18 protein-coding genes are annotated in these 17,888 nt (G+C 60.4%); all 18 read right to left on the bottom strand.

From position 1 onward, the window contains the following. Positions 1 to 3: 3 nt before the first annotated feature. Complete coding sequence (locus AC0L21_RS13140) at positions 4 to 777, bottom strand: phosphocholine cytidylyltransferase family protein (protein ID WP_473261970.1); 774 nt, start codon at positions 775 to 777, stop codon at positions 4 to 6. Continuing rightward, entirely contained in the window at positions 774 to 1,403 is a 630-nt protein-coding gene (locus tag AC0L21_RS13135) for a gamma-glutamyl-gamma-aminobutyrate hydrolase family protein (protein WP_473261968.1), read from the bottom strand. The genes AC0L21_RS13140 and AC0L21_RS13135 overlap by 4 nt, the downstream gene beginning before the upstream one ends. Continuing rightward, a complete protein-coding gene (locus tag AC0L21_RS13130) occupies positions 1,400 to 2,182 on the bottom strand; it encodes a class I SAM-dependent methyltransferase (RefSeq protein WP_473261966.1) in 783 nt (260 codons plus the stop codon). Before AC0L21_RS13130 ends, AC0L21_RS13135 begins: the two co-directional genes overlap by 4 nt. Positions 2,183 to 2,186: 4 nt before the next feature. Continuing rightward, a complete protein-coding gene (locus AC0L21_RS13125) occupies positions 2,187 to 2,924 on the bottom strand; it encodes a formyltransferase family protein (protein ID WP_473261964.1) in 738 nt (245 codons plus the stop codon). Next, positions 2,914 to 3,462 (bottom strand): hypothetical protein, encoded by a 549-nt coding sequence (locus tag AC0L21_RS13120; protein ID WP_473261962.1) that lies wholly within the window; start codon positions 3,460 to 3,462, stop codon positions 2,914 to 2,916. Before AC0L21_RS13120 ends, AC0L21_RS13125 begins: the two co-directional genes overlap by 11 nt. Before the next feature lie 110 nt (positions 3,463 to 3,572). Continuing rightward, positions 3,573 to 4,094 (bottom strand): adenylyl-sulfate kinase, encoded by a 522-nt coding sequence (locus tag AC0L21_RS13115; protein WP_473261960.1) that lies wholly within the window; start codon positions 4,092 to 4,094, stop codon positions 3,573 to 3,575. 3 nt (positions 4,095 to 4,097) lie between these two features. Further along, entirely contained in the window at positions 4,098 to 6,536 is a 2,439-nt protein-coding gene (locus tag AC0L21_RS13110; protein WP_473261958.1) for a PEP/pyruvate-binding domain-containing protein, read from the bottom strand. Next, a complete protein-coding gene (locus tag AC0L21_RS13105) occupies positions 6,533 to 8,323 on the bottom strand; it encodes an ABC transporter ATP-binding protein (RefSeq protein ID WP_473261956.1) in 1,791 nt (596 codons plus the stop codon). Before AC0L21_RS13105 ends, AC0L21_RS13110 begins: the two co-directional genes overlap by 4 nt. Next, positions 8,320 to 9,891, bottom strand: a complete 1,572-nt coding sequence (gene pseG / locus AC0L21_RS13100) for a UDP-2,4-diacetamido-2,4,6-trideoxy-beta-L-altropyranose hydrolase (RefSeq protein ID WP_473261953.1) — start codon at positions 9,889 to 9,891, stop codon at positions 8,320 to 8,322. Before pseG ends, AC0L21_RS13105 begins: the two co-directional genes overlap by 4 nt. Positions 9,892 to 9,898: 7 nt before the next feature. Next, complete coding sequence (locus AC0L21_RS13095) at positions 9,899 to 11,194, bottom strand: aminotransferase class III-fold pyridoxal phosphate-dependent enzyme (protein WP_473261951.1); 1,296 nt, start codon at positions 11,192 to 11,194, stop codon at positions 9,899 to 9,901. Next, positions 11,191 to 11,856 carry a class I SAM-dependent methyltransferase gene (locus AC0L21_RS13090; protein ID WP_473261948.1) on the bottom strand — a complete coding sequence of 222 codons (666 nt, stop codon included), beginning with the start codon at positions 11,854 to 11,856 and terminating at the stop codon, positions 11,191 to 11,193. Before AC0L21_RS13090 ends, AC0L21_RS13095 begins: the two co-directional genes overlap by 4 nt. Further along, positions 11,856 to 12,635: a cytidylyltransferase domain-containing protein gene (locus AC0L21_RS13085; protein WP_473261946.1), complete on the bottom strand. Its 780-nt coding sequence runs from the start codon at positions 12,633 to 12,635 to the stop codon at positions 11,856 to 11,858. The genes AC0L21_RS13090 and AC0L21_RS13085 overlap by 1 nt, the downstream gene beginning before the upstream one ends. Then, complete coding sequence (locus AC0L21_RS13080; protein WP_473261944.1) at positions 12,620 to 13,507, bottom strand: aldo/keto reductase; 888 nt, start codon at positions 13,505 to 13,507, stop codon at positions 12,620 to 12,622. Before AC0L21_RS13080 ends, AC0L21_RS13085 begins: the two co-directional genes overlap by 16 nt. Further along, the gene (pseC, locus tag AC0L21_RS13075; protein ID WP_473261942.1) at positions 13,504 to 14,667 is read right to left on the bottom strand and encodes a UDP-4-amino-4,6-dideoxy-N-acetyl-beta-L-altrosamine transaminase; all 1,164 of its coding nucleotides are present in this window, start codon (positions 14,665 to 14,667) and stop codon (positions 13,504 to 13,506) included. The genes AC0L21_RS13080 and pseC overlap by 4 nt, the downstream gene beginning before the upstream one ends. Beyond that, a complete protein-coding gene (gene pseB / locus AC0L21_RS13070) occupies positions 14,667 to 15,662 on the bottom strand; it encodes a UDP-N-acetylglucosamine 4,6-dehydratase (inverting) (RefSeq protein WP_473261940.1) in 996 nt (331 codons plus the stop codon). Before pseB ends, pseC begins: the two co-directional genes overlap by 1 nt. Positions 15,663 to 15,923: 261 nt before the next feature. Then, positions 15,924 to 16,442 (bottom strand): transcription termination/antitermination protein NusG, encoded by a 519-nt coding sequence (nusG, locus tag AC0L21_RS13065; protein ID WP_473261938.1) that lies wholly within the window; start codon positions 16,440 to 16,442, stop codon positions 15,924 to 15,926. Further along, positions 16,439 to 17,068, bottom strand: a complete 630-nt coding sequence (locus AC0L21_RS13060; RefSeq protein WP_473261936.1) for a winged helix-turn-helix transcriptional regulator — start codon at positions 17,066 to 17,068, stop codon at positions 16,439 to 16,441. The genes nusG and AC0L21_RS13060 overlap by 4 nt, the downstream gene beginning before the upstream one ends. 353 nt (positions 17,069 to 17,421) lie before the next feature. After that, a partial coding sequence (locus AC0L21_RS13055; protein WP_473261934.1) for a hypothetical protein occupies positions 17,422 to 17,888 on the bottom strand: 467 nt, incomplete at its 5' end.

Below are 17,888 nucleotides of genomic sequence, written 5' to 3'. Positions count from 1 at the left end.
TCCCTATTGGGCCATCTTCCAGAGACGATTGCGCGTGACCTGGGAAGCAAGATCGTCAACCGTGTCAACTTCGATCCAGCCACCGTGAACTGGCACGCTCTGTAGAGAATATCCGGCGTCGATCACCGCCTGCAATAGATCGGTCATATAGGCCTTTTCGATCGGCTTGCCGCCGAGCTTACCAGCCGCCTTCGCCTGGTGAAAAACCTTCTTGAGTATCGAAACGCCCTGAGCGCTGAGCTTGATCAACCCCATGTATTGGCCCTCGATTTCCGCCAGCGAGCGCGGCTTCTGGCCCAGCTCATACACCCGGCCATCAGGATGCAGTTTAAGGGTCTCCGCATCGGCGAGCGGGTCCTCGTTGCGCGCGCGCCAGTATGATTCCCAATCCTTGTCCACTGTGATGGCGATATCGGCCTCGCAGTCGAGTAGCGCTCCCAGCACCGCAGCGCTGTAAACAATATCGCCGTAACAGATCAGAATATCACCCGCCAATTCCTCTTCGGCGGAAAACAAGGTCCACACCATGTTGGTTTCGAAGTAGCGCGGGTTCAGCTTGAGCGCGACGCCGGGGCGATCGAGCATCTCGGCCTTGTAGCCGCCGATCATCACCAAGCTGCCGATACGCAGGTCGCCACGCAACACGGCGAGCTGACGATCGAGTAGACTGATGCCGTCTACCTCGACCAGGCACTTGGGCCGGTCGAGCGTGTAGGGGCGCAACCTCGTTCCTTCACCGGCGACGAGCAGTATGACTTTCAACGTGTCGTTCGTCATGGCCGAAGACTCAGAAAACGTTCAATGTCTTGCGCCCGCGGCGGGTCACGCTCGGGATGCCACATCCAACCCTCCCAGGGCAGATCGACATGCCGGATAGCCTCGATCGTGCTGTCAGCGGCGCGCGCCAGCGCCGTGTAAGCGGTTGGAACCTCTGCGACGGCGAAGTCGTGATAGGAGTTGATCCGGCCGGGCCAGCCTGTGGGTGATCCGCCGTCGCCGAGGTCGTGATAGACCCGGACGTGACCGGTCGCCGGAACCAGCGCGCCACCGCCGTGCACGATCATCAACTGCATGCCCCGACAAATGCCCAATACCGGCTTGCGACTACGCGCTGCCCAGTCGAGCAGATACTTTTCGGTCGCATCGCGCTGCGGAAATGCACCGATGTCATTGCCCCCCGACAGCACGATCATCGATGGCGCGACCGCGTCCAGCCAGTCGGCTAGCGTGACGTTACCACTGTCCGTCGACAATGCGTTGGGCACCGGAACGGTGATGCAGCCGGCGGCCGCGAGCCATTGCACCAGTGCCTGATCCATCGCATCGCGCGTTTCGTTTCGGCCCGGCACGCGGTCCACCCGTTGCGATACGCCGACCAAACTCTTTTGCGAGTAAGGCGTCATGGCTTGCGCGCGATCATTACGTAGATATTGCAGAATTGATCAGGGGCTACGCGCATCATCAATCCCTGCAGCAGGCCGCCCAGCCGGGAAAGCCGGTAGCCCTCCCCGCGCGCGCGGTTCTCGTCGAAGGTCTTGTGCGCATCGGCGCGGAAAAACCTGAACTTGTAGAGGATCGGCATGTTCTCGACCGGCGCAACAAACTCGATTCGAAAGCCGGCTCGGGTAAACAGACCTTCGAACTCCGACCGAGTGAGATTGACCTTGTGAAAGGCACGCGCCGCGTCGTCGGTACCGACGCGCCGGCGATCCGCGAGCCAGTCGGTCAATCGCGTCTGCAAATTGTCGGCGCGGAACGAAGCGCATACCGCCCCGCCCGGCTTGATCACACGATACGTCTCACTCACTGCCCGGCCGAGGTCGTTCTCGATATTGTGGTAGAGACCGAAGGCAAGTACTTCATCGAATTCACCGTCGGCGTAGGACAAATTCGTGATATCGCCGACCTCGACCTTGAGGCTGGGATCGGCGGCGGAAAGCTTGTCGACCGCGACGGCGATGTAGTCGATACCGATGATGTCATAACCGCGGGCATGAAAATAACGCAGTATCCGCCCCGCCCCACACCCAGCCTCGAGAATACGTCCCCCCGGCCTCACCGTCATCATGGCGTATTTCAGCGGATAGACGTCCGCGTTCGTCATTGGCGCGTCCACCGGAATGTCCTCCCAGCGAGAGGTCCAGTACTCCTTCACGCCCCGCGATCGGTATGTCTTGCGCATGACGTCAGTCTTTCGCCAGGATGGCGAGGTGCTTGAGAACCGGATGAATGACGTAATAGGTGTCGCCACCTCGATTCTCCAACACGGCCCCCCACTCGCCTGTCATCGCGTATGACCAAAGCACCTCCACCAGAACCTTCGCGCGTGCGGCTGAGTCAAAGACGTGATCTACGCCGGCGCGCTCGGCCGGCGCCGGAAATGTTCTGCGCAACAGGATCGGGCCGCTGTCGATCTGCTCGGTGAGAAAGATCGCCGAAGCTCCCATCGCATTCTCTGAGAGCAGGCTGTAGAAATTGGTCGTACTTCCTTTGTAATTCGGCAAATAGCCGCCATGGACGTGCAGGAACCGCTTGCCGGTGGCCAGCACGTTTGTCTTGAGCAACACGCCGCCATATCCCGAATAGATCATCACGGATTCTGGACGGCATGAGATCAGCGCGACCACGAGGGGATCGTTGATGTCGCGGGACGGCGCCGTTTCGTACTCGATTGCCGCCGAATCGAGCAACTGTCGGAGCGAAACGCCCGCGTCGAAATCCGCCTCACTCCAGCAGTCAACAGCGTCGTCCCGGACCGGCGTAACAAGGCTCGGCGGGCCAGCCAATTGGCCCGGCAACAGCGCCAGCTCCTTGTTTTCCAGCAACAGCACATAGGACGGCAGCAGCCGCTGGCGGATCAGCGCGTGCAGGTAAGCCCGCGTGCGGGTGGTATCGGCGGCTACCATGCCGATATCAAGCCGCAAGGGGGACGCTCTTGAGGCCAGCGAGCGCCCGCACTGCGGCGACTTCGGCGCCGATCAGCATGCCGAGTCGGGCCGCAAGATTCTCCGCCTCGTAGCGATCGGACGGCAACGAACACAACAGATCCGTCAGCTTCAACATAGTGCTCAGATATTTGAGTTGGCCATCCGCGTGATAGCGAAGGCAAAGTACAAGCGCCAGCGTTAGGTAAAGTGAAACATGCCCGGTGTCCCCCTCGCCCTTTCGAAGTCCCGGCCTGTAGCCGGCATACAGCTTCTTGGTCACCTCGAAGCGTTGAACCAGGCGGTCGAGCCATGGCGTTACCGCCGCCGCGTTCGCATCGGCCAGTAGCGCCGCGAGCAAACAGTCCAACAGCTGCGCGGTGTCGATGTCTTCTTCGATCTGGAGCGATCGCAACATTGCCGCCCGATCTCGCACTTTGTTCGATTGTCCGGAATCCGGCGACGTGAGGCCGCGCCGCAGCAAGAGCGCCATCTCGGTTGCCGGCAAATCGTGCAAGGTCTGGCCGATCCGCGTCACCGCCTGCTGACGGTCGCGGATGTAGGCAGCCAGGAATTCAACGCCACCAAACTCCGCGTAGGAATATGCGATCGGCGCTTCAAGCCGGTTCTCGGACGTATACGGGTATTTCAAGTGCTTCCCCTCAAAACGCGCGCGGCGATGCCGGGCGCCTGACCAAGCAACTCGTCCCTCGAACCATGGTTGCGGATCACCAGATGCGCGTCCGGCTCCGGAAAAACCAGATCCAGTCCGGCCACGTCGCTGATCTCACCCTTGGCGAAGCGGGCATATAGTCCCTTAGAATCCCGCTGCTTCAGATCGTCCAGCGGCGCGTCGACGAACACCTCGTAATAATCTCGCAGATTGTTGCGATTCCATTCGCGTGATTCGGGAAACAGCGAAAGAATAGCGCAGACCACGTGGATGCCCTGATCGTCGAGAAACTTGCCAAGGCGGCAAATCCGCTCGGCATTGCGGCGGCGATCACCCAGCGTATGCCCGAGATCGTTGCCGAACATCTCCCTGATCTCGTCGCCATCAATCAGGACGACGTTGGACACGGACTTTCTCAGTTCCGCCACGACCTTCAGCGCCAGCGTGGTCTTGCCTGCGCCGGAAAGCCCGATGATCCAAATAACCACGAATGCCACCCGTCAATGCTGGTTGATCGTTCCCGCCGAGCAGTCGAGCGATATCTGCCCGGGCTTCAGCAAGGCTTCGAAGCGCTGTTCCCCGCAGCCGATCGCCGCCGGAATACCGAATTCCGCGCAGCGGATCGCCATGTGCGAGTTGGCGCCGCCGTACTTGGTGATGAGGCCGGCGATGGCTTCCGAGAAAATCCAGTCGAAACCGGGATCGGCATTCTCGATCAAGACGATCTTCCCGCTCAAGTCCGGCGCCCTGCCTTGCGCGGTGACTACCGCAGACGCCGCGGTGATCTTCTTGTGGGTGATGAAATTCGGCACGCTGACCTGGAACGGGATGACATGCACACCCGCCTCGTCGAACAGGAGCTGCGGCAGGCGGATCGCGACGCTCAAGGCGTGCCGTTCGGCTTCCTGGCCCGAGATGGCGCGCAGCCGCTGCTCGATGCCGTCATTACCGCTCGACGACGCAGCGTCGAGCAGTTGCTGAAGCGGTACGTGAGACATTTCCTCGCGGCTGAGACCGTGCCGTTCGCCAAAACCGGCGATCAGTTCCAGGATGTCGCTGACGGTACGGGTGAACACCAGCTTGCCGTATTCTCGCCCGACAGTTCCGTCGCGGACATAGGCCAGCAGCGCGTCACTATTCAGCTCGCTAAATCCTTCTTCGACCAGGAGCGCGTCGATCCGCTTGCGCTTGGCATCGGGCAGCGTGAAGGGGAGGTGCGCCGCCTCAGCCAGGATCGGCGCATGGCCGGCGCCGAAATCCGGCATTTGATCGTAACGGCGGGACAGGATGTCGTAAGTGCCGGGCCGCAGATGACCGAACCGAGCCATGAAACGGGCCCTCGGCAACTCGCCGCGCTGCAGCTGGTGCATCCAGTCCACCAGATCGCCCGCGACGGTGGCGAAGCTGCCCTGGATGGCGAGCACATCGTCGTCATCGAGGATACCGCGTGCGCAGAGCGAATTGAGAATGGTTTTCGCAATGAAGCCATGTCGCGCCAGAATGGCGAAGGGAATGGTGCCTTCGTTCTGGCATTCGTCGAGAAGGCCGTACAGCGCCGCCAGCGTAGGCAATCCGGTGCCGCCAATCGCGGCGGTGTGGCGAGCCTCCAGTGCCTGCACCTTGGCCATTGCGTTTGCAACACTGCCCGCGGAACCGGCAGCCAGAAGCGTGTGCAATTGATCGCGCAGCAGATGCTTGAAGGTTGTCCGTTCGGCGGTAGACAGCGCGTCGCCCACCAGCGAATCGAGCCTTTGGTCGATATCGAAGCTGTAGGTGGTGATCGCGACTTCAAACTCCACCTTGTCATGTCGCTCGGGATGCTGTCGCAGCCGCCACAGCCAGGTGTCCACGAGCTTTTCGGCAATCGAGGCCGGCAGCGCCGCCGGCAGGTAAGAGTGAAAGCTCAGGCGGGCATCGATGAAAGGTTGACCGGCCAGCGAAACCATCAGGGGCTGTCCGGCGGGAACGGCATAGCCCATCGTTGCCCGACCGATTCGCCAGGCGTGATCCGTGATCAAGGCCCGGTAGAGTGAATATGCCAGCGCCTTGGGCGCCCGGCCGATCATCTCGGCCGGATTCCAGTCAGGCATCTGGCCGAGCACCGTGGTCTGGCCGTACACGCCCGGCATGCGGCCTAGGCGCTCACGGACATAGGCCTGAATGCCGGACAGCGTTGCATTGATCCGGGAAGCAATGCCGCGGTTCCAGTTCGGTTGCGTGGTGATCGCGCGGACCTGCAGCAGATACGGCGTCAGGTCCTCGCCGACCGCAAACTCGATATCGAGGAACTGGCTGCCGACGATATCTTCGAGTTCACGCACGGCCAACATCAGGCGCGAGAACCGCTCGGACCTTACCGCCTCGAGCGCCTCGCGGTGAATATACAGCGTCCGATTGGAATACTTGCCGCCAGAAGTCACCGTATCGGTGACGCCGGAGACGTCATCATAGTTGACGACATAGTATGGCGCACCGGTATTGAGGTCGTGGGTGAAAATCACGCCGCTCATGCGGACATTGTTCACCATCCGCTGGACAAGGACCTCTTCGCTCCTGCCGCGCGGGCCTTTGCGTTCGTAGCTAGAAAGCACCTTGTCGATGGCGGCGCCCACCGCCTCCTGATCGTCGGACTTGACATCAAGTATGGAGTCGTATTCGCCGGCCATCGCGCTCGTCAGTCCGTCCTCATCGGAAGCGGACGACCGCACCACCACCGTCTCTCCGGCAAAATGCGCGGCGACCTTTCGCAGCACGCCGACGCGGTCAACGGCATATTCATCCGATTCGAAAACCAGGAAGTCGGGAACCACAAATCGATCGACCCTGTCCTTAACTATGCCCAGGGCCTGCGCTTTCGAACCAATTCCAATCGCGCTCTCGCCGAACGGGAATGCGGATGAATGCTGCGATGAAGCGGCCTTGCGTTCGAGTTGCTTCATCGGCCTGCCAAGGTCATGCTACGGAACACGTCGTTCGAATCGACCAGTTCGTCATAACTCCCGGCGGCGGTCACGCGCCCTTTGTCGAGCAGGAATATCCAGTCGCACTCGCGGACAGTGGTCAGCCGGTGCGCGATCAGAACGATGGTGATCTCGTGCCCGAGATTATGCACGGCTTCCATGACCACCTGCTCAGTTAGATTATCGAGCGCCGAAGTCGCCTCATCGAGGATCAGCAGCCGGGGCCGGTGGTAGAGCGCGCGTGCGATGCCGATGCGCTGGCGCTGCCCGCCTGAAAGTCGAACGCCGCGTTCGCCGACGCTGGTCCGATAGCCATCGGGTAGTCCGTTAGCCACGAAATCATGCAGATTGGCAATACGAGCGGCGCGCTCCACCGCTGCGCGGTCGATGTCCTCGTGGGCGACGCCAAAAGCGATATTTGCCGCCACCGAGTCGTCGGCGAGAAAGATGTTCTGCGGCACATATCCGATTGACGATTGCCAGTCGCGGCGATTTTCGCCGGTAATTTCCATGCCGTCGACAAGCAGGCGTCCGGATTGCTGTGGCAGCAGGCCAAGAATAATGTCTACCGCGGTGGTCTTGCCCGAACCCGTCGCCCCGACGAGACCAACCGTCGAGTGCGCGGGGATGCGAATGCTCACATCATTCAGGGTCGGGAGCGCCGCGCGAGGATATTGGTAGTTAATGTTCTCGAGCACGACGTCCTTGATCAGTCGCATCGGCACCGGCGCATCATGGCGCGCGGGCGGCGGCCGCAGCATGACCAATTCTCCATGCAGATGATCCAGGGTCGGCCCGATAAAGCGCAAGGCGGTAAAATTTACGTAAAGCGATTGCAGCGCCGGCATAAGGCGGTATCCAGCCAGCGCGTAGAGCGCCACGACCGGCAGGGCGCCCTGCAGGCCGCCCGAGCTGCGCATCAGGTAAAGAACAACGGCGAGAATCCCACCGAAGGAAAGAACTTCCATTCCGAAGCGCGGCATTTGCGACGCGGCTTGCGCCGAGCCTTGCGCCAGGGCGAACTGGTAAGCGGGCCCTTCAAAGCGTTCGACAAAACGCGACTCCAGACCTCCGACCTTGACCTCCTTGATGCCACCGAATGCCTCGGCCAGCGTCTCGAAACGCAACCTGTTGGACTCGCGGCGCAGTTCTCCGAACCTAGACACCCGCCGGCGCAAGAACGCATAGATCGCGCTATAGGCCACCCCCATCCCCAGGCCGCCAACGCAGGCCAGCACCGGATCGGCGACAACCAAGAGGCACAGCAAGGCAATCACGACGCAGCCCTGGGCGATCAGTTCCATGATCGGCAGCATTGCGCCGCCGACCACTTGGCCGATCTCGGCAAGCACGGTCTTGCCAAGATCGGAACTGTGCCTGTTCAGGAACCATTCGTAGGGCTGATGTAGATAAAGCTCAACGAAGCGCTTGGTCAGGGAATATTCCCGCAGGCGTGAGAAGCGCAGCATCGCCCACGCTGTAAAGGCCTTGAAGCTGATCGAAAGCACCAGCGTGATAAAGACCACTACCCCGAGGAAGAACATGAAGCTGTCGCGGTCGTTGAAACCGAGGAAATCATAGGCCGCGGCCAGGTAGCGATTTGACTGGATTAGATCCGGGGTGGCCAGCACCGCCATGAACGGCATGATCGAAGCGACGCCAATCATGTCGAGGAAAGCCATGACGATGATCAGGCCGAGCAGCAGCAACGCTTGACGCCGCTCGCGCGGACTCAGCAGATCCAGAACTTTCCTGATCAGCGTCACGCCTGTACCTGTCCGCGTTGGCTTCGGTCCACCCGCAAGCCGGAGCCGGCGAGGTGCAATTCGTAACATGTGCGAGCCGATGCAAAGCCAACCGAGCCAAACAAGGCGTGAGACGCCTGGTTGGCCGCCAGAACCTCGGCCTCGATCAGCTCAATCTCCGGGCGAGCCTCACGCAGCCAATTAATGGCCGCCATCAGCGCGGGCCCGCCCGCGCCGCGTCCATGCAGATCGGGATCAACGTAGATCGACACTGTCGCCCGTTCCCCCGCGCAGTCGAAACGCACGCAGGCGACGTCACGGCCGGCGTGGGACACCAGCAGGAGGCTCCTGTCTTCATCGCGCATGACTTTGATGACCCAGTCAACGTGAGCGATCGGATCGAGCGGCCGAGAGTCGAAAGACTGCCGTCGCGTCCGCTCGTCGTTACGCCAACAAAATAGCAGTTCGGCATCTTCCGCACGAACCCGACGCACGGTCAGCGTACTCGCCAGCATCTGCCGGATCACGCGTTTGACACCTTGCCCGTCACATATCCCGGCTGCCACCCCGCTCATCGCCCTGCGAACGAACACGTTGCGCTGCAAAACCCGCAGCGCTTGCTGCAATTCTTCATCGGTCACAGAATCGGCGCTGCCGAGGTACCAATGGGCGCCGGCTTCGGCGAGCGTCTCGCCCAGCTCCTCCTGGTTTTTCGCCTGCGAAATCGTCAGGGACGGCAATGCGCAGGCGCATCGTTCCAAACTGGCCACGCCGGGCGAACCAACGGCGAGATCAGCGCGGCGCATCAATGCTGCGACATCGCGCGCGGGCGCGTGCAATGTCGCATCCGGCAATGTCTTGACCGCGGCTTGAAGCGACTCTATTGCCGAATAGAGCGGTCCCGCGATGACGTCGACCGAACCAGTCCAACCCATGTCAGCCAACGCCGTGATGGTGCGCAGTGTCAGGTTGCCAGCATCGGCACCGCCGAACATGACCAGCAACCGCGGGTCCCGATGGTTCACCCCGCGCGCCGGGCCTCCGCTGCCGGAGAATTGGCTTCGCAGTAGCGCATAGCGCGGACCGAGCAAGGTTTTGCACTCCGAGGGAACCAGGCCATCGTAGCGGCTATCGATCGCCGGCGTCAGGTTCTGGTCCAGCAACAGGTCGCAATCGTGAACACGGTTAGCCAGATCGTCGATCGCCATAATGCCATGGGCCGCGGCGCGCATCCCTTGCTCCCAGCGACGGTCGAGCGCGTAGTGGTCGACCACCAGCCAATCAGCGGCGGGTTCCAGCGCCAGCGCGGCGAGGCAAACATCCAGATCCTGTTGCCAGCCGCCTGGCAGCCAGTGATCGTGCGCAAGCCGCTGGTCATCCGAATCTCGCTGGAGTTCGCCCATGCCGACGATCGGGATCAAGCGGTGACCGTCATCCGCAATTACCTGTGCCAATGCCCCAAGACCATCCCGGCACAGAAATATGCACTCGGCGCCTTCCGCACTTAGCGCGGCCGCTAACGCCAAGCATCGCATCAGGTGGCCAGTGCCAATCTGGGAGCCTGCATCAGTTCGGAAAACAACGCGCACGGGTTCCTCAGCGAACCTTGAACAGGGGTTGCAGCGGTTTGCAGAGCAGCAGGTCGTTCATCCGCCCTTCGAGCACGCCGGCGCGGAGCAGCGGGAACACCTCGTCATAAACGGCGAGCAGGCGCGCGATATCCGCCGCGCTGTGGGCGTAGCTCAGATTATGTGTGCCGAGGCTCAGGATGCCGCGCGCGAACAGCTCTTGCAGCAACAGAGTCTTGATCTCAAACTGACCGACGCCCGGCATATCCTTCAGCAGCAGGAACGACCAGGACGGATGTCCTGAAACCGAAATGAAGTCGGCGACCCGGTGGCGCGCAATAAGCTCGGTGATTCCATCGATCAGGGCCTGGCCGCGCGTCGCAAGCTGCGTACAGACATTCTCCCGCAACAGCTTGTCGAGCGTCGCCGCCGACGCCGCCAGCGAGAGCGTTTCACCGCCGAAGGTAAAGGAAAAGAAGATCTCCTCCATCAGCTTCATCAGGCCGCGACGCCCGGCAACGGCCGATACCGGATAACCATTGGCGAGACCCTTGCCGAAGGTCGCGAGATCGGGCGTGACGCCGAAATACTCCTGCGCGCCGCCATTGGAATAACGGAAGCCGGTAATGGTTTCATCGAACACCAGCAACGCGCCGTGCTGGCGCGTGAGGCGCGCGACATCCGCGAGAAATCCATTCTGAGGATACGCAACATTCATCGGCTCGAGGATCACGGCCGCGAATTCGCCGGGATACTTCTTTAGCAGTTCTTCCAGAGACGCGCCGTCGTTATAGACAAAGCCGTGAGTCAGGCGGGACGTTGCCTCCGGCACACCGCGGTTGCGCGCCGTCGAACCGATGTACCAGTCCTGCCAGCCGTGATAGCCGCAGATCGCCACGCGATCACGCCCGGTATGTGCCCGCGCCAGCCGGATCGCGCCGGATGTCGCGTCCGATCCGTTCTTGCCGAAGCGAACCATGTCGGCGCAAGGCACCATGGCGACAATTCGCTCCGCGACTTCCATCTCGATCGGATGCGGCAGCGAAAAGATCACGCCCTTTGCCAACTGCTCGTACACCGCACGCGTGACATCGGGATCGTTGTAGCCGAGCGTGACCGAGGCCAGCGAATTGACGAAATCGACATATTCGTTACCGTCCGCGTCCCAGACACGGCTGCCCTCGCCGCGCACGATGAAATATGGCGATACGCCATACGGATACTGGGTCAAGCTCTTGGAGAAAGTCTGCGAAGCGAGCGGGATGACTTTCAAAGCCCGTTCCAGCAGACGCTCGGACTCGATATATCTGTGGTTCGCAATCATTCCATGTCCCTGTATGCGTTCGTCAGTGATTTCGCGAGCACCCACGTCGCCACCCGTTCATTGGGATCGGAGTGGAAGCCAGGGCCGGCATGCGAGTAACTGCGCTTCGCCACCAGGGTATAGGCCGGATTGGCGAGGAAGAATCTGCTGTAATCGGCCTTGTAGGAGTGCACGCCTTCGAGATGATGATACCTGCGGCGGCACGGATACGGCGGATCGAAGTCGGTGATAACCAGAGAGCCATTGTCCCGCAGCACGCGGTCCGCCTCCGCGACCGCGGCGCCCAAGAGCGGGCGATCGATCAGGTACAGGCAGAATCCGAACCAGACTACGTCGAAGTCTTCGTTCGGATAGTTCAGCGCGTTCGCCGCGCCTACCGACAACTGAATCTCCGGTGCCAGTGCCGCGCCGGCTGCGACAGCCTTCGCCGAGGGATCGACGCCAACGCCCCGGATCGACTTGCGACGGCTCAGCTCGGCGAGATTGCTGCCGCTAGAGCAACCGATCTCAAGCACCGAACCGCCGGGCGGCACGACTTCCGCGATCATCGACAACGGAATATCCTGCGTCTCGCTTAAGGGGCCCTGCAATACGCCGCGGTTTCGTTCGAACCAGTTGTCGCCCTCCCCGGCAAGAAACGCCTTGGCCTGATCGCTGCTCATCACGCCTCCGGCACAGAGTCCCTGGCCACTGAGAACGCGTACCCTTCGTTGCGTTGAAAGTTCGCGTTGATTCCCGACAGCTCCGGCCGCCGGGCCAGCAATCCCAGAACGTCGTCCAGGTTGAAGCCAGGATTGGCCGGATACAACGCCGCATAGATTTCGCGCACCATGTCCAGGTCCGCGGCCTCGTCGACCGTCCAGCGAAGCGCCGAAAGATCGCGAGAGGCCTTGACGTGCTCGATCCGGAACAATTCCGGGTGATTGTAGAGATACGGCGTGACGTGTTCGCGCTCGGAAGCTAGCCGCGCCTCGGCGAAAGCGCGCGACAACGCTCCGGCGCGCATCACTTCGATATCCTGCCCGTCGGGCCAGGTCGTTTGGATCGCATTGGTCGTGTAATCGGCGCCGTTCATCAAATGAGCGCCGACGACAAGATCGACGATGGCGGGGTCGATCAGCGGGCAGTCGCCGGTCAGGCGGACAACATTCCCAGCGGGACCGCAGGCGTAATAAGCTCCGAGAAACCGCGCCAGCACATCGCTGAGGCTGCCGCGATAGCAGCCAACCCCAAGCTCGGTGCAAAGGGCGGCCAGCGCATCGTCGGAGCCGTCGTCGCTGGTGGCAACCACCAGCCGATCGATGGACTTCGCCCGGCGCAGCCGTTCGATCTGATGGGCAAGCATCGGCCGCCCGAGAATCGGCGCCAGCACCTTGCCTGGCAATCGGGACGACGACGCCCGCGCCTGCACTATTGCCAGAACTTTTATGATGCACTCCATTGCGAGGGATCGACCAACCGCGGATCAGCACAGGCGCAGGCCGCGGCATCGGCGGGCGACAAGGCCGGAGAATTGGATTGCGATGCCGCCAGCAATTCCTCGAACTGCCGCGGCGAATCCACACCGCAAACCACGGCGAAGATCTCCGGCAGATTGGCCACATACCGCAGTGCCGCTTCGATGCGGGTGAGTCCCAACCTATCGGCACGGATGCTCAACTGATGTACGAATGGACGCAGTCCGGAAAGATTGTCGGGCAAATCGTCTTCCGCCATCAGCAAGGCGCCTTGCAAAAATGCCGAGCGAGCATGAACCTCCACGCCGCGTTGCGCCAAGCGCTCCAGTTGACCACCCTTGACCGGGCGTTGATCCAGCAACGACAACGGCAGTTGAACGAGGTCCGGCTCGTAACGTTCCAGTAAGGCGTCAATCTGCCGGCCGATGTAAACCGACGCGCCGATACGATCGACCCGACCGCTGCTGCGCAGGCTCGACATCGCCTGCCAGAGCGCTCGGCCGTTCGGGCCGAGTAGATCATCCGCATCGTGCACCAAAAGGCCATAGAGTTTCTGGCGGCGCAATCGCACACAGGACCTTTCAAACGTGTCATTCAGCGAAGCGATGGCTGAAGCCGCCGTCAGGCCGGCGAACTTCGGCGTTTTGGTGACGATCCGAAAGGCGTGATCTCGCGGCATGCAGCGTCCGAGAACGGATTCCGAGTCGCCATATAGATTTGCCGTGTCGAGCACCTCGACGTCCGCCAGTGAAGCCCGGCGCAGGATCTCGCTGACCACGGCGTCATCGGGCTGACCGGAGCGGTTCGCCACCCCGTAGGGCATTCCGAACTGGACGGTGCCGAGCGCAAGCTTCATGTGATCAGCCGTCGCAACGTCGCAACGATGTGATCCTGGTCCGCCTCGGACAGACCCGTATACAACGGAAGACTGATCGCTTCGCTGGCATAGCGTTCGGCTTCGGGGCAATGGCCATCCCGGAAACCGAGAGCCCGGTAATAAGGCTGCAGATGAACCGGGATGTAATGAAGGCTAACTCCGATACCGGCCTCACGCAGGCCTTCGAAAACCTCTCGGTGGGTGACCTGCATGGCATCGAGCCGAAGCCGGACCACGTAAAGGTGCCAGCTTGAGCCAGCCCGCGCATCTTGCTCCGGCAAATGCAGCGGTAGCTGAAGGCTGCCGAGCATCTCGCTATAGCGGCCCGCAAGATAGCCGCGTCGGTTGATGAATTCGGCAAGACGCGTCATCTGGCTGGCCCCTAGGGCGGCCTGAATGTCGGTCATCCGGTAATTAAAGCCCAGTTCCAGTTGCTCATAGTACCAAGGCGCCGGATCGGATTGCTCCATGAGTCCGGCGTCGCGGGTGATGCCATGGGTGCGCAGGCGGCGCAGGCGGTCCGCTAGATCGTCGTGGTTGGTGACGACCATGCCACCTTCGCCGGTGGTGACGATCTTGACCGGATGGAAACTGAAAACGGCGCAGTCTGAATACCGACAACTGCCGACTGCCTGGCCCGCGAAATCCGCACCGATCGCGTGCGAGGCATCTTCAATCACGGCGATGCCATACTGCTGTGCGAGGGCGCCGATCGCTTCCATATCTGCACTCTGGCCGGAGAAATGCACCGGGATAAGCGCCTTGGGCAATCGCCCATGCTCGCTTGCCTGTTGAAGCATTTCAGACAAGCGCACCGGCGACATGTTCCAGCTTACGGGGTCGATGTCGACAAAATCGACATCCGCTCCGCAATAACGGGCGCAATTGGCCGAAGCCACGAATGTGTTCGGGCTGGTCCAGACCACGTCTCCCGCACCGATATCCATAGCAAGACATGCGATATGCAGTCCCGCAGTGGCATTCGAGATCGCGATCGCGTGTTTGGCGCCGCATTGCTCGGCGACTTTGCGTTCAAAGCGCTCGATCGCCGGCCCTTGGGTGAGGAAATCGGATACGAGCACCGCACGCACCGCGGCGATGTCATCCTCATTGATGTGTTGCCGGCCGTAGGGGATCATCAGCTGACTTTGAGCAATTCTCGAATTTCGGCCACAGTTAGAAAGTGCGGATTGCTACCTGAATTGTATTCAAACCCGTCGACAACAGGCACCCCATCTTCGCCGGAAGCGTTGCGGCCGAAGTGTGGATTCTCGACAAATGAAATTGTTGGTGTGATGACAAAATGCTCAGCGAATTCCAAGGTGAGATGCGAGTCGTCGCGCGGGCACATCACCTCGTGAAGCTTTTCGCCCGGTCGAATACCCACTAGACGCGTCGGCAGTTCGGGGGCGATTGCGGATGCGAGGTCAAGGATCTTCGCGGAGGGAATCTTGGGAACGAATATCTCGCCGCCATGCATGCGTTTGAAAGCCCTGAGTACGAATTCAACGCCTTGGTCGAGGGTAATCCAGAACCGGGTCATGCGTTCGTCCGTGATCGGCAACTCGGCCTTGCCTGCCACAACGAGGCCACGAAAGAACGGCACGACAGAACCGCGCGAGCCCACCACGTTGCCGTAGCGGACCACGGAAAAACGCGTGCGATCCTTGCCGGTGATATTGTTGGCGGCAATGAACAGCTTGTCAGAGGCGAGTTTGGTGGCGCCGTACAGGTTGATCGGGTTGGCAGCCTTGTCGGTAGACAGCGCAATTACCTTCTCAACCCCGGTGGCAATCGCCGCATTGATGACATTTTCAGCCCCGTGAATGTTGGTCTTGATGCATTCCATCGGGTTGTATTCTGCTGCGGGCACTTGCTTGAGCGCGGCGGCGTGGACGACAAAATCCACCCCACGGAATGCCATCTTCAGGCGATCGGCATCCCTCACGTCGCCCAGGAAAAAACGCATCCGATCATCGCCTTCGAACTCAGGCATCATCTCATACTGCTTGAGCTCATCCCGGGAATAAACGATCACCCGGCGAGGATTGTCGACGGCGAGAATACGTTTGATGAAGGCTTTGCCGAATGATCCGGTACCGCCGGTTACAAGAATAGATTTTCCAGAGAACATCGAAGAGCCTTAGTTGGAGTTGCAAAGCGATTGCAAAGTCGGCCACTTAACAATTTGGCGGCGGTGACACGCTTGGTCAGCCATCAATAATTCTTAGATCCTGTGGCCGATCAGCGCTTGTGGGCGATCAGCGCTTGGAACCTGCCCATCGCGAAAAAAGGACTGCTGATTTCGGCAAGCTACCGCACTCCGGGTGAATCACGGTCACCGGAGTTAGCGCTTATAGGAGTTCCGTCCGCAAAGACCTGCGAACAGCAAGGCCTAACCAGCCGCCGCAATCATGTCCGCGTCGACGGAAACGCGCACCTTGCGGCCAAGCAAGTCAAGAAGGACCTCGACACGATCGCGGTCTCCCAATCCGTCAAACAATGCAAGATTGTCTGAAAACGGACCCGACAGCACACGGACCTTCTCGCCCCGGAGAAATTGCGGCCGATGGTCCAGCTTGATGAAGCCGTTCGCATCTTCCCGCGCTTTCAGCAAACCAACAACAGCGTCCGAAACAGGTGCGGGATGCGGGCCATTGAACACGAGATGCGAGACGCCGAATGTGGACTGAATCGATCGCCACCGTTGGGTGGCGATATCGACGCATACAAACAGATAACGTGGGAATAATGGCGCGGCTACTTTTTCAATCTTGCGAGCGTGACTTCGACGCTTCAAGAATCGCGGCATATAAACTCGGAATCCCTGACGCACGAGATTGCGCGCTGCCTTCACCTCGGCGTTCACCTGCGTTTGAACGACGTACCATGCACCCGCATCAACAGCTGTCATTTCGGGCCGTCCTCATGCTGGAAAGTGCTTAAGCCCAGTAAGGCCGGCGCAAACACACGCTGAACGCCGTAAAGTTGTATGGCTATCTCGAACAATCCCGAGGCATTCTGCAAGCCGGTAACAACGACCGCATCAAAACTACTCGAAAGATCGCTGAAGCGACCAACGACGGGTTTTCCGGCGAACGACCTCAGCGCCGAATGCTCATCGACAATCCCCAAGATCGAAACACCACTCTCCACAGCGGAAAGAATGGCGATCTCGGCCAAATCCGACTCCCCAAAAAGGACCAGATTTCGAAATTTGCGTGCTTTCGCCGTTTCAAAGACCAATGCGCAATCGGCTTTGGCCTGCCGGAAGAACGAGAATGACGATGAGAGATATTCAACGGTCAGACGCGCTTTTTCGGAGAATCCATGCGGGGTCAGATAGTAAGCATAGCGCCGCGCAGGCGCATCGCTGACCTTTACCAATCCCTTGGTGACACAGCGCTTCAGATAAGCATTCACAAGCCCGAGCGCAACGCCGAGCTCGGCCGCAATCCGACGTTGCGAAGTCGAGCCCTGCCCCACGGAGTTCAGCAACCCAAGGACAATTCTATCACTTTCGAAACCCTTGTCCGGCAATGCCGTGCTCCAGGAAGCGGGAGAACAAGGACAACCGTTAGACCGTTCACTGAATGAACGTCAAGCCATATTGTTATCCAAAATGTTGACAGGCCAAGGAGAACCAATGCCGCGTGGTTTGGCGCATTTAGCCGAGTTCCCGGTCTGTTCCAACGCGCCTGGCATTCAGCTCAGGGGCTTGCTGGGCAGCGCGCCAAGGCGGCCTCGGCGTCAGGCGCGGCCTTGCGGACGAGGCGCTCCCCTACCCCGGATGTCCAAATGATGGGAGATCCAGTTCAGCTTCGACGTCGATGCCACGGTCTCGGCCGTTCTCGGCCTGTGCGCCAAGCGCGCCTGCTCGGAGCAGGTTTTAATCACATGATCAAATCATGCAAATGATGTGATTGAATATCTTTCGTCGCCATGTCTGCCACGGAGTAAAATGCGTCATCCGGCGCGAAGGGATAAGCACCTGCAGTGCTTTCATGCGTAATGCTTGCATGATCGAATTGAAGCTGGCTCGGGGCTAACGGAGGGTTTCCTCCGGGCTCTTTACCCAGGTCGGCAGCGAATACAAAGACATCATGGCTGGAGCTTCGGGCGAGTGATTCAACAGCGGTATTATCGGGCACTGCTGGAGGACTCATTGCTGCCGGCAGCACGGTGATTTGGGTCACGTTATAGGTGTTGTTGGCCTCGTTGCTCTCGGCGATGGCGTTGGTGTAGTCGGCGATGCCCCCGATGTAATAGGTGCCAGGCGCCAGATTGCCAGGCAGCGTCAGCGAGACGGTCTGATGGTCGTAATAGCCCGTCGTGTGATAGGGCGTCAGCGCCGATGCAC

Source organism: Bradyrhizobium sp. WSM4873 (assembly GCF_055811355.1).
This window is presented reverse-complemented; position numbering and strand designations above follow the sequence as displayed.

Bases quoted from the DNA above. Each gene is read 5' to 3' on its own strand.
- AC0L21_RS13140 (WP_473261970.1), bottom strand. From the start codon at position 777: ATGACGAACGACACGTTGAAAGTCATACTGCTCGTCGCCGGTGAAGGA.
- AC0L21_RS13135 (WP_473261968.1), bottom strand. From the start codon at position 1,403: ATGACGCCTTACTCGCAAAAGAGTTTGGTCGGCGTATCGCAACGGGTG.
- AC0L21_RS13130 (WP_473261966.1), bottom strand. From the start codon at position 2,182: ATGCGCAAGACATACCGATCGCGGGGCGTGAAGGAGTACTGGACCTCT.
- AC0L21_RS13110 (WP_473261958.1), bottom strand. From the start codon at position 6,536: ATGAAGCAACTCGAACGCAAGGCCGCTTCATCGCAGCATTCATCCGCA.
- AC0L21_RS13095 (WP_473261951.1), bottom strand. From the start codon at position 11,194: ATGATTGCGAACCACAGATATATCGAGTCCGAGCGTCTGCTGGAACGG.
- AC0L21_RS13090 (WP_473261948.1), bottom strand. From the start codon at position 11,856: ATGAGCAGCGATCAGGCCAAGGCGTTTCTTGCCGGGGAGGGCGACAAC.
- AC0L21_RS13085 (WP_473261946.1), bottom strand. From the start codon at position 12,635: ATGGAGTGCATCATAAAAGTTCTGGCAATAGTGCAGGCGCGGGCGTCG.
- AC0L21_RS13080 (WP_473261944.1), bottom strand. From the start codon at position 13,507: ATGAAGCTTGCGCTCGGCACCGTCCAGTTCGGAATGCCCTACGGGGTG.
- pseC (WP_473261942.1), bottom strand. From the start codon at position 14,667: ATGATCCCCTACGGCCGGCAACACATCAATGAGGATGACATCGCCGCG.
- pseB (WP_473261940.1), bottom strand. From the start codon at position 15,662: ATGTTCTCTGGAAAATCTATTCTTGTAACCGGCGGTACCGGATCATTC.
- nusG (WP_473261938.1), bottom strand. From the start codon at position 16,442: ATGACAGCTGTTGATGCGGGTGCATGGTACGTCGTTCAAACGCAGGTG.